9 protein-coding genes are annotated in these 11,154 nt (G+C 66.7%); 5 read left to right on the forward strand and 4 right to left on the reverse strand.

The features are described 5' to 3' along the window. Positions 1–530 precede the first annotated feature (530 nt). The 3 genes from VGB24_RS12550 (at position 531) to VGB24_RS12560 (ending at position 3,416) form a co-directional block, all read left to right on the forward strand. Positions 531–752: a FitA-like ribbon-helix-helix domain-containing protein gene (locus VGB24_RS12550; protein ID WP_331073291.1), complete on the forward strand. Its 222-nt coding sequence runs from the start codon at positions 531–533 to the stop codon at positions 750–752. A 29-nt stretch (positions 753–781) separates the two neighbouring features. Then, a complete protein-coding gene (locus tag VGB24_RS12555; RefSeq protein WP_331073292.1) occupies positions 782–982 on the forward strand; it encodes a hypothetical protein in 201 nt (66 codons plus the stop codon). A 322-nt stretch (positions 983–1,304) separates the two neighbouring features. After that, positions 1,305–3,416 (forward strand): hypothetical protein, encoded by a 2,112-nt coding sequence (locus tag VGB24_RS12560; RefSeq protein ID WP_331073293.1) that lies wholly within the window; start codon positions 1,305–1,307, stop codon positions 3,414–3,416. Between the two features lie 391 nt (positions 3,417–3,807). Here the strand turns inward: VGB24_RS12560 and VGB24_RS12565 are convergent, their stop codons facing one another. The 4 genes from VGB24_RS12565 to VGB24_RS12580 form a co-directional block, all read right to left on the reverse strand. Beyond that, positions 3,808–5,472: a M1 family metallopeptidase gene (locus VGB24_RS12565; RefSeq protein WP_331073294.1), complete on the reverse strand. Its 1,665-nt coding sequence runs from the start codon at positions 5,470–5,472 to the stop codon at positions 3,808–3,810. A 118-nt stretch (positions 5,473–5,590) separates the two neighbouring features. Next, positions 5,591–6,142: a DinB family protein gene (locus VGB24_RS12570; RefSeq protein WP_331073295.1), complete on the reverse strand. Its 552-nt coding sequence runs from the start codon at positions 6,140–6,142 to the stop codon at positions 5,591–5,593. 13 nt (positions 6,143–6,155) lie between these two features. Then, positions 6,156–7,451 carry a DNA recombination protein RmuC gene (locus VGB24_RS12575; RefSeq protein WP_331073296.1) on the reverse strand — a complete coding sequence of 432 codons (1,296 nt, stop codon included), beginning with the start codon at positions 7,449–7,451 and terminating at the stop codon, positions 6,156–6,158. A gap of 121 nt (positions 7,452–7,572) precedes the next feature. Continuing rightward, complete coding sequence (locus VGB24_RS12580; RefSeq protein WP_331073297.1) at positions 7,573–8,439, reverse strand: NAD-dependent protein deacetylase; 867 nt, start codon at positions 8,437–8,439, stop codon at positions 7,573–7,575. 188 nt (positions 8,440–8,627) lie between these two features. On the opposite strand from VGB24_RS12580, the gene VGB24_RS12585 reads away from it, so the two are divergent. Both VGB24_RS12585 and VGB24_RS12590 read left to right on the forward strand, forming a co-directional pair. Beyond that, positions 8,628–9,272, forward strand: coding sequence for a DUF305 domain-containing protein (locus tag VGB24_RS12585; RefSeq protein ID WP_331073298.1), 645 nt, complete (start codon positions 8,628–8,630; stop codon positions 9,270–9,272). A 55-nt stretch (positions 9,273–9,327) separates the two neighbouring features. Next, the gene (locus VGB24_RS12590; protein WP_331073299.1) at positions 9,328–11,088 is read left to right on the forward strand and encodes a hypothetical protein; all 1,761 of its coding nucleotides are present in this window, start codon (positions 9,328–9,330) and stop codon (positions 11,086–11,088) included. Positions 11,089–11,154 lie beyond the last annotated feature (66 nt).

Genomic DNA, 11,154 nt, shown 5'->3' on the forward strand with positions numbered 1-11,154 from the left:
GATCCATCTTGCGATGTCGGGTCTCATGCTCCGTCGGCTTCGGCCAAGTTGACGTTTCTCAACACCCTCTGAGGCCCAGGCGCACCGGAGCGGCCCGCAGCACATCTTGCGCGGGCCGAAGGATCTAGCGGCGGACACGTACAAGCCCGGGCGCGGCAGCGGTCACGGAAGCAGGGGCCTCGGCTCCCGTGGGGCCCTCACCCGTCCTCGCCTAGGCTCGTCCACCCTCTCCCACAAACAGCGTGGGAGAGGGGGTACACTTCGGGGTTTGTGGCGCTTCGGCGAGGGCCGGCGCATGCCTCGGCCGCCCCCATCCCCGGTCCTTCCCCCGCAAACTGCGCGGGGGAGGGGAGCCAGTGTGGAGCGTGTCCGGGTCTTGGGCGCGAATCGACCTGTCATCCAGGTCTACGCTGGCGCCTCACCACGGTGAGGTCGCCGCTGCTGGTGTAATCTTGGCCAAAGCGTCTATGTGCATCTCCTGCTTGACGCCCGTTTGGGTTCCTCCACATTGGAGGAAAAAGGAGGATGCCATGGCGACCTTGAACGTAAAGAATGTACCCGACGCGTTGTACGAGGCGCTGAAGTCGCGCGCCGCCTCCCGACATCGGTCAGTCGCGCAGGAGGTGACGCACATCCTGTCAGAAGTGCTCACACCGCAGCGACTCTCGATCCTGGAACTCGAAGGACTCGGAAAGGAGCTCTGGTCGGGGGTGGACGCAGGCCGGCACGTGGAAGAGGAGCGCGCCTCGTAGGACTGATCGACGACGTGGGACCGGGCGCGGTGGGGATCGACACTACGGCGTTCATCTACTTTATCGAGGCGCATCCCACGTATCTTCCGCCGCTGCGTCCGCTGTTTCCCGCCGCCGACCTCGAGGCGGTGACGGTTGTTGCATCGGCGGTGATGCTGCTGGAGGTGCCGGGTCGTGCCGAATCGCGCCGGAACCCAGCCGCTTGCCCAATGTTACGAAGCGGCTCCTGACCCGCGGCAGAGGGGTCGTGCTCCGTGAAATCGACCGACCGCTCCTCCGTGCGGCGGCCCAGCTTGAGACGTGACGGGAGTTCGCACGCCGCCCTTCCGCACCCCTTTCTGTACACGATGCACACCAACGCTCCTTCCGAGTCCGTTACCTTACCGTTGTGATCCTGCTTCCGTATTGTGCAGCCGCATTACCACACACGCTAGCGTGGCACACGGCATCACCACCGTTACAGCAAATACTTGCCGGAACAGCATCGACCATTAGATATAGATTAGCTTCTCGTTGGATGTTCATCTCACCATTCTACTGCGACGGTATCCAATGATGGTAGATGTTGTTCTTTTGGCTGCGTTGGAGAAGGAGAATGTAGCCTTGAGTCAGATGCTTGCGAATCTCAGTCAAGATGATCCTTACACGTTTCAAGGGGCACTCGCCCCATATCCTGTCTTTACGTTGCGGAACGGGCTAACCGTTGCACTTGCGCCTCACGTCTCGATGGGCCAGCTCGCGGCAGCGCTGGGAACTTCGCTCATGCTGCACGATCTCCATCCGCAACTCGTCATTTTGGGTGGAATTGCCGGGTGCATCGAACATGAAAAAGACGGTTTAGTTCACGGGGATGTGATTGTTTCCGATCAGATCGTGGACTATGAACTTGAGAAGATCCGCGAAGATCGACGTGAGATTCGCGCACGTGATTTCCAAAGTTCACGGGGCGTCAGGCATCATTTGTCCAAGGCTCTGGAGTCTTGGAAGCCGCTTGCGAGTGACCTTCCTAGTCGTCCAGACGGCCTGAGAAGGGTGTCTCGCGCTGTCACAGGTAGTGTATTTAGTGGAAACAAGGTCCTTGCAAATTCCACCGAACGAGACGTGTTGCGCGCTCTGCGACCGACTGTAGTCGCGATCGAGATGGAAGCTGCCGGAGTAGCAGCAATGCTTGAGCAAATGCGGATCTTGGATCGCTTTGTGATGATCAAGTCGATCACGGACCTTGCCGATCAGAATAAAGGTGACGCCTGGCACGAATATGCGTGTGCGGCATCGGCTTCCTGCATCGGTTATCTGTTGATGAACACGTTGCCTGCGTACCTCGACTCACTTTCTACGATTGATCGCGATAAGAAATTACGGTTGCAACGAAGTGCTCAGCACGCGCTGAAATCCTTTCTCGCTAGCCAAACATCAACAGTCCCCGCGTTCGAGGCTGTTGCGCAAGATATGCTGAAGCGAACTCTGGATGAGATCGCAAGCTTGGCGTCGGTTGCCCAGTCGGAAGAAGCAACTTATCAAGGGCGGGTGGGAATCGGTGACAATTACTTGTTACGTGCCGGTCCGCTCTTTCGGCGTGCTACCCGGATTTTTGCGACAAGCCTTGACTCAGTGTCGACATTCTGGATGGACAGACGCAACCGCAGAAAGGTTCGAGACTTCATTCGTTCGCATGCAGAAGCCGTAGATCGCGCTAATGTTATGCGATTGTTCGTCTTCTCGAAACCACATAACGCTCACGATCATGCGATACGTTTGGATTACCATGCTGAACACTTTGAGAACACGTTTGTGTGTTCCCGGAAACAGTATGTCAATCTGCTCAAGGTCCTCGCACCCGACACTGGTGACAAGTATCTCTCTCGTGACTTCGCCATTATCGATTGCTCTACAAGCCAAGGTTCGTCGACTTTCTTTGCGGATCTTGATGACGATTCGTTGTCTCTGAACCGGGCTCTCTACGATCACCCGGCCGCGGAAGTGGATTGTGCGAAAACGATAGCACTTTTTCAGGAGTTGGCCGCGCTCGCGCCAGGTGAATTGAGTTCAAAGCATCATGTGCTGAAGTGGCAGCCTGAACACTGGAGGACGGCTGTGTGGCCTCTAAACCTGGAAACCATGTTCGCGGAGCAAACTGCCGGTGTCTTCCACATGGTTGCGTTCAACGTTACTGACCAGGATTACGGAGAGTTGCGCAGCCTGTTGGCTGATATCAAGTACCAGATACTTGATGGAACGCCTAATTCGCCCGGCGCACTCGCTACACGCCATGGAATCAGAGACGTGCGTATTTTCAAACAGATTGATCAAGAGGGACGTTTGGTTGACCCAGTCTCAAAGGGTTTAATCCATTATAAGAGCCACCCAGAAATGCGCTATATCTTACTGATGCAGTTCGCTCAGAAAGACCGACTGACTCACTTCATGATTGATCGCGAACATCTACGCATGCGACTTGACCTGTTCAAGCGCTTGGGTGGTGAGATTGCCAGCGCGATTCAGGAGTTGCAGGTAGATACTCCGGAAGTCTTGGAGCAGGCTAAGACCTCTAAAGAGATCTACGAGCGATTGGAATTTTTGGCGGCCGACCGCATGTCGAGGCACGATTTTGTGGATGATGAACTCATTTCCGAGATGGTGCGGAAGACTCCTCCGCAGCTTTGACTCGGATCCGAGATCTTGATCGATCATACGCTCTGGGCTGATATCAATAAAACTTCGGGCCCGCGCAAGCACGCGTACTGTCAGTTTCTTCCCAATTTTTTCTGAAATTGGGCGATGCCTTCGATCGGAGTGTTAGGACGTTGGGCATGAGGTTGGGTAACCGGACGGCGTAACGCCCTCCAGCACGAAGCGGCTGAGGTCGCGGGTGAGGGCGGGGATCAGGCCTTCCTGGTGTGATCCCGGGTATCCCTGCGTCTCGTTCCTGCAGGACGTGCTCACCTGGCTTCACGAGCATCCCACCGAGATCGTGGTGTTCCTGAACGAAGTGCCGCCGCGGGCGTGTGCTCCCGCGGCGGCCGGTGTGCGTGGCGGTTCGCGAGGCTCGGGGCGCCTAGGGCGTCGCGGGCGCGTCGGCGTTGCGGGCGGTGACGTAGAAGTTCGGATCTACCCGGAAGTCCGCCGCCGTCACGCCGCGCAGCTCCGTCGTCCGCCAGCTCGTCGTGGGGCGGATGCGCGCGTACCGGCCCGGCGTCAGCGTCACCCGCACGGGCATGTCGAAACCGGGCACCACGCGGGTCCAGCGGAACGAGAGCCGGTTCCCCTGGATGCGGTACTCCAGCTCCGGGATCTCGGTGGTGGTGAGGTACTGCTGGAAGACGCGGCTCAGGTCCATGCCCGCCTGGCGCGAGATGTACTCCGTCACCTGGGCGCCCGTCACCGTCCGGCGTCCGAAGGTCTCGTTCAGCCCCCGCAGGATGCCGCGCCACCGCTCGTCGTCGTCCACGAGCTGGCGGATGGTGTGCAGCATGTTGCCGGCCTTGTAGTACATGTCGCCCGACCCCTTGGCGTTCACGCCGTACGGGGCCACGATCGGGGCGTCGTTCTGCACGTGCGTGCGCACGCCGATCACGTACTCCGCGCCCGCCTCCTTGCCCTGCCGGCACTCCACGAACAGCGACTCGCTGTAGTTGGTGAAGCCCTCGTGCACCCACATGTCGGCAAGGTCGCGGGTAGTGATGTGGTTGCCGAACCACTCGTGCCCCGACTCGTGCACCACGATGAAGTCCCACCCGAGCCCGCGCCCCGTGCCGGAAAGGTCCTGGCCGCGGTAGCCGTCGCGGTATCCGTTGCCGTACGCCACCGCGCTCTGGTGCTCCATCCCCAGGTGCGGCGTCTCCACCAGCTTGAAGCCGTCCTCGTACCACGGGTAGGGGCCGAACCAGTGCTCGAAGCACTGCAGCATGGGCTTCACGTCGCGCCCCCACTGGCGGCGTGCCGCCTGCTCATGAATGGCCAGGGGCCAGAAGTCCAGCGTCAGCGGCCCCTTCTCGCCCTGGAAGACGTCCTGGAAGTGGGCATAGCGCCCGGCGTTCACCGCCACGCCGTAGTTGTTGATGGGGCTGGCGACGAACCACGTGAACGTGGTGGTGCCGTCCGCGTTGTGGACGGAGTCGCGCAGCCGGCCATTGCTCACGTTCGTCATCCCCCGCGGCACGGTGACGGCGATGCGCATGCTGTCCGGCTCGTCCGCCTGCGTGTCCTTGTTGGGCCACCACGCGCTGGCGCCCAGCCCCTGCACGGCCGTGGCGATGAACGGCTCGCCGGCGGGGTCGCGCGCCCACACGAACCCGCCGTCCCAGGGCGCACGCGCCGCCACCCGCGGCCGGCCGTGGTAGTGCACCGTCACGGTCTTGCGGGCGTTCGCCGCCTGGGGCGCCTGCAGCGCCACGAACAGCGCGTCGCCGTCCCGCCGGTACCGCAGCCGCCGGCCGTCCTGTACGATGCTGTCGACCTCCAGCCGCTGCAGGTCGATCTGCATCTCGCGCGCGGGGCGCAGCACCCGGTAGGTGATGCGGTTGAACCCGCGCACGCTGCTGTCGGCCGGGCTCACGGCCACGTTCAGGTCGTAGAAGGCCACGTCCCACCACGCCCGCGCCGGGCCGATGGACCCGCGCAGCGTGTCCGCGCGGGTGAAGCGCGGCTGCTGCGCGTGCGCGGCGGGGGCGGCCAGCCCGAGAGCCAGCAGCGCCGGCAGGAGGATTCGGATGCGTGTCATGCGGTCGCGGGGTGGATGGGGGCGGCCGGCGGCTCGCGGCTTCACGAGTGCTCCGTGCCGCGCAGGTGCCTGGCCCACATTGTACCTGCCCTTCGCCGGATCGCGATAGGGCCAGGGCTCAGAGGTGGGCGACGGCGCGCTCCACCTGGGCCAGGTGCCGGCGCACGTGCCCGGCGTGAAAGCGGAATCCGTCGCCCACGTTGAACCGCAGCGGCACCCACCTGGCGAGCGGCGGGGCGAACCGAAGCTTGTTCCAGTCGCGGTCCGCCGCGTCCGCGAGCACGGCGGCGAACCGCGCGTCGAACGCCAGGTAGCTTTCCAGCACGTCCGGCCGCGGCGTCTGCGGACGTAACGCCTTCGGTGCCGCGAGCGGCTTCGGGCGCTCGACCGTGCGGAGGAAGAACGCCCCCAGCCGCGTGGGGCGCCACGGGCGGGAGGGCGCCGCGGGGTCGCGCGGCGCCGCCTGCACCAGCGCGGCCACCGGCGCCAGGAACAGCTCGTTCGCCACCAGCAGGTGCTCCAGCACCTCGCCCACGTTCCACGAGCCCTCCGCCGGGCGGCGCTCCAGCTGCCGCGCGTCCAGCGGACGGCACAGGGTGGCGATCCGCTCGTGGTTGGCGGCCATGTCGGCGGTCAGCCGCTCGTGAAGCTCTCGCTGCGTCGTGAACATGGGCGGGTGATCGTCAGGCGAGGGGTGGGTCGGTTTCCGTGGATTGTTCTTCCGCCGCGGCGTGCGCCACCCCGGCGATCACGAGCGCATCGCCCAGCAGCACGCGTCCGGCCTCGGGCGCGGGCAGCTCCTGCACGTCGCGCAGCTTCCGTTCGATGGCGCGGGTGCGCACGCCGGCGTCGTGCATGGTGTTGCTGGCCTCCTGCAGCTTCTTCTGCACCTTCTCGAGCACGCCGCCGAACTTTCCGAACTCCGTCTTCACGGCGCCGAGCACGCCCCACACCTCGCCCGAGCGCTTCTGGATGGCCAGCGTGCGGAACCCCATCTGCAGGCTGTTCAGCACGGCCCAGAGCGTGGTGGGGCCGGCCACCACCACGCGCCACTCGCGCTGGATGGCGTCCGTCAGCCCCGGGCGGCGCACCACCTCCGCGTACAGCCCCTCGGTGGGAAGGAACATGATCCCGAAGTCGGTGGTGCGCGGCGGGTTCAGGTACTTGATGCAGATGTCCCGCGCGCAGCCCCGGATGCGGTCCTCCAGCGCGCGCGAGGCGGCGTCCATCGCCGCCAGGTCGCCGGCCTCCTGCGCGTCCACGAGCCGCTGGTAGTCTTCGAGCGGGAACTTGGCGTCGACGGGAAGGAGCACCTCGCCGTGCTCCTGGCCGGGGAGGCGGATGGCGAACTCCACGCGGTGGCCGGTGAACTCGTTGGTGGCCGCGTTCGCCACGTACTGCTCGGGAGTCAGCACCTGCTCCAGCAGGCCCGCCAACTGCACCTCGCCCCAGTTGCCGCGCACCTTGACGTTCGAGAGCACCTTCTTCAGGTCACCGACGCCGCTGGCCAGGGTCTGCATCTCGCCCAGCCCCTTGTGCACCTGCTCCAGCCGGTCGCTCACCAGGCGAAAGCTCTCGCCCAGCCGCTGCTCCAGCACGCCCTGGAGCTTCTCGTCCACGGTCTGCCGCACCTGCTCCAGCTTGGCGGCGTTGTCGGCACGGATCTGGTCCAGCTTCGCCTCGACGGCCACGCGCAGCTTCTCCATCTGCTCGCCGGTGGATGCGGTGAGCGTGGTCATGATGGACGTCACCTCGCCCCGCAGCCGGGCCGACTCGCTCCCGGCCTCCTCCCGCGACCGGCCGATCTCGTCGCGCAGCGCGCGTTCGGTCCGCTCCTGGCCCCTGTCGACGCCGTCCAGCCGCGACGCGATCTGCATCTCCGCGTCTCCGCCGCTTTTTCGACGCAACACCACCACGAGCAGCGCGACGCAGACGAGCAGGAGCGCGATCACGACGAGGAGCAGGAGTTCAGCGGTCATGCGCCTGCGGTCCGTGAAGGGGGATGGAGGAACTGGGGCTGATGGTCGGGATGTGGCGGAGGACGTCATCCGGCGGGAAACCTATCGCGGCTGACCCGGGGAAGCGAACGAATTCTACGCGTCACTCCTGCCGGCCCAGCACGGCGTCAGCAAGCCGGGGCAGCACGTCGCCCAGGCGCCCCTCCACCTTGGCCGCGGCCACCTCGTCTGCCCGCGTGGGGCCGATGTTGACGATGGCGATGGGCACGCCGTCCTGCTGCGCGCGGTAGATGAAGCGCCGCCCGGAGTACACCGTCAGCGACGAACCCGCCACCAGCAGCACTTCCCCCTCGCCAAAAAGGTTCCACGCCTGCTCCACGCGGTCAGCCGGCACGTTCTCGCCGAAGAACACCACGTCGGGCTTGATCACCCCACCGCACCTCTCGCACGCGGGCACGCGGAACGCCTCCAGCAGCGCCGCGGGCAGATCCGCGTCCCCGTCCGGCGCCGAGCGCACCTCGCCCGACTCCGCGCGCACGGCCATCTCACCTGCCCATTCGCGGTTCGCCGCCAGCAGCCGCCGCTGGAAGTCGTCGCGCGGCCCCACCGCTCCACATCCCATGCAGCGCACCGCGGAGAGCGAGCCGTGGAGTTCCACCACGTTGCGGCTCCCCGCGGCGCCGTGCAGCCCGTCGACGTTCTGGGTGATGATGCCGCGCACGGCGCCCCCCGCTTCCAGCCGGGCCAGGGCACGGTGCGCATCGTTGGGCCGGGCGGAGGAAAAGCGGGCCCACCCCGCCGCGCTGCGCGCCCAGTAGCGGACGCGCGCGGCCTCCGTGCGCATGAAATCCTGGAACTGCACGGGGGCGCGGGGCCGCGCGTCCGGCCCGCGGTAGTCGGGGATGCCCGATTCCGTGCTGCATCCCGCCCCGGCCAGCACCACGACAGGCCGGCCGCGGACCAGGTCCAGCAGGCATTCGAGATCGGGAGCGGTGGATACGGCGAGCATGGACGTTTCCGGATGCACGGACCAGGAGGCGAAGTCGTTCTCGTCGCTCTGCTTACCCGCTGCCCCCGCACTCGTTCGCGCCGGCGGGAGGGAACTGCTGCTCTGCGTGAGTCGTTTCCTTGCCCTTCGCGGTCCGGTCCCTGCATCTTCATGGCAGGCTGTCCACTGCCAGTGAGGGGAACGAAGGAATGTCGAAACTTCTACGGAGAACGGCGGCCTCCCTCGCGGCCGCCATCCTCGCGGCGTGCGGCCCGGCGGTGAGCGCGGGTCCGCCCCGGAGCGCCCCGCCCGCGGCGCCGGTGCAGCCAACCACGCAGGCGACGGGAGCGGCGGCGCGCGCCTACAGCGAGGCCGACGTGCGGTTTCTGCAGATGATGATTCCGCACCACGCGCAGGCGCTGGAGATGACGGCCCTGGTGCCGTCGCGCAGTACGCGGCAGGACGTTCGCCTGACGGCACAGCGGATCGACCTGTCGCAGCAGGACGAGATCGCCATGATGCAGCGCTGGCTGCGCGCGCGGCGGGTGGAGGCGCAGGCGGAGCACCAGCACGGCGCCGGCCACGCGCACATGCCGGGAATGCTGACGCCCCAGGAGATGGAGCGCCTGCGCGCGGCCAGCGGGGCGGAGTTCGACCGGCTGTTCCTGGAGTACATGATCCGCCACCACGAGGGCGCGCTGGCGATGGTGGCCGAGCTCTTCGCCACGCCCGGGGCGGGGCAGGAGCCGGAGCTGTTCTCGATGGCGTCGGAGGTGGATTCCGACCAGCGGATGGAAATCGCGCGGATGCGCGCGATGCTGAACGGGCAGCTCTCCGGGGCGCCCCGCAACTGACGCGCTCCGCACGGAGGCGCGTCACGCACGTAACCCACACCCCAGATCACCGAGGATGAAACTCCAATCGATGGCCCGGCTCGCCCTGGTCGCGGCCGGCCTGCTTGCCGCCGCGCAGGCGGAGGCGCAGGGCGGCGGGTCTTCCGCCGCCAACGACCCGCGCGTGGGGCTGACCGCGGGGTGGAACAACGCCGGCCAGGCCGGGAGCAACATGGAGCTGGTGTCGAACACGCAGCGGCCCGCGGGCTTCTTCGACCCGGCCGACTCCGGCAACTTCTCGTTCGCCGTCTCGGACATGGCGTTCCGGGGCAACCTGCTCTTCGCCGGCGGCTACCACGGCCTGCAGGTGTACGACATCTCCAACCCCGACGCCCCGCGCGTGCGCGCCACGCTGGCCTGCCCCGGCGGCCAGGGCGACGTGTCGGTGTACGGCAACCTGCTCTTCTATTCGGTGGAGGAAACCCGCGGCCGGCTGGACTGCGGCGGGCAGGGCGTGCGGGACACGGTGAGCGCCGAGCGCTTCCGCGGCGTGCGCATCTTCGACATCACCAACATCGACGCGCCGCGCCAGGTGGCGTCGGTGCAGACGTGCCGCGGCTCGCACACGCACACGCTGGTGCCGGACCCGCGCGACGCGGGCACCATCTACGTGTACGTGCAGGGCACCAGCGTGGCGCGCTCGCCCAGCGAGCTGGCCGGGTGCGTGCGCTCGCCGCAGGACACCGCCAGCGCGTACTTCCGCATCGAGGTGATCCGCGTTCCCCTGGCCAACCCGCAGCAGGCCCGCGTGGTCAACGCGCCGCGCATCTTCGCCGACCCGCAGACGGGGAACATCGCCGGCCTGTGGCAGGGCGGCGCGCACGGGGCGGGAACGCAGACCACCTCGCAGACCAACCAGTGCCACGACATCACCGTCTACCCGCAGGTGGGGCTGGCGGCGGGCGCGTGCTCGGGCAACGGCATCCTGCTCGACATCCGCGACCCGGCCAACCCGCGGCGCGTGGAAGAGGTGACGGACCCCAACTTCGCCTACTGGCACTCGGCGACGTTCAACAACGACGCCAGCACGGTGATCTTCACCGACGAGTGGGGCGGCGGCGCCGGCCCCCGCTGCCGCGCGACGGACCCGCCGCTGTGGGGCTCCAACGCCATCTTCACCCTGGCCAACCGCGAGCTGCGCCCGGCCGGCCACTTCAAGCTGCCGGCGCCCCAGACGGCGCAGGAGAACTGCGTGGCCCACAACGGCTCGCTGGTGCCGGTGCCGGGGCGCGACATCATGGTGCAGGCGTGGTACCAGGGCGGCATCTCGGTGTTCGACTTCAGCGACCCCGCCAAGCCGGTGGAGATCGCCTTCTTCGACCGCGGCCCCATGGCCGAGTCGCTGGTGCTGGGCGGCTACTGGTCGGCCTACTGGTACAACGGGCTGATCTACGGCACCGAGATCAACCGCGGCGTCGACGTGCTGCGCCTGGGCACCAGCATGCACCTGTCGCACAACGAGCTCGAGGCGGCCAAGCTGGTGCGCATGGAGCAGTGGAACCCGCAGATGCAGACCCGCATCGAGTGGCCCGCCGCATTCGTGGTGTCGCGCGCCTACCTGGACCAGCTGGTGCGCAGCCGCGGCGTTTCCACCGCCGCCATCGCCCGCATCGCCGATGACCTGAACCGCGCCGAGGCCATGGGTGCCGGCGCCGAGCGCCGCGCGGTGCTCAACCGCCTGGCCGGCTACGTCGACGGCCAGGCCCGCGGCGCCGACGCGCGGCGCGTGCGTGCCCTGGCGGCTTCGGTCCGCGCCCTGGCGCGCGCCGGGAGCTGACCCGCCCCGCCGCCGGCTGAGCGGCGGCTGGTTGGGAACAGAAGGACGCGCCGCGGGCACTCGCTG

Source organism: Longimicrobium sp., assembly GCF_036399935.1.
Taxonomy (GTDB): Bacteria; Gemmatimonadota; Gemmatimonadetes; order Longimicrobiales; family Longimicrobiaceae; genus Longimicrobium.

Excerpts from the sequence above, each read along its gene's own strand:
- VGB24_RS12550 (WP_331073291.1), top strand. The coding sequence starts at position 531 with ATGGCGACCTTGAACGTAAAGAATGTACCCGACGCGTTGTACGAGGCG.
- VGB24_RS12560 (WP_331073293.1), top strand. The coding sequence starts at position 1,305 with ATGATGGTAGATGTTGTTCTTTTGGCTGCGTTGGAGAAGGAGAATGTA.
- VGB24_RS12565 (WP_331073294.1), bottom strand. The coding sequence starts at position 5,472 with ATGACACGCATCCGAATCCTCCTGCCGGCGCTGCTGGCTCTCGGGCTG.
- VGB24_RS12570 (WP_331073295.1), bottom strand. The coding sequence starts at position 6,142 with ATGTTCACGACGCAGCGAGAGCTTCACGAGCGGCTGACCGCCGACATG.
- VGB24_RS12575 (WP_331073296.1), bottom strand. The coding sequence starts at position 7,451 with ATGACCGCTGAACTCCTGCTCCTCGTCGTGATCGCGCTCCTGCTCGTC.
- VGB24_RS12580 (WP_331073297.1), bottom strand. The coding sequence starts at position 8,439 with ATGCTCGCCGTATCCACCGCTCCCGATCTCGAATGCCTGCTGGACCTG.
- VGB24_RS12585 (WP_331073298.1), top strand. The coding sequence starts at position 8,628 with ATGTCGAAACTTCTACGGAGAACGGCGGCCTCCCTCGCGGCCGCCATC.
- VGB24_RS12590 (WP_331073299.1), top strand. The coding sequence starts at position 9,328 with ATGAAACTCCAATCGATGGCCCGGCTCGCCCTGGTCGCGGCCGGCCTG.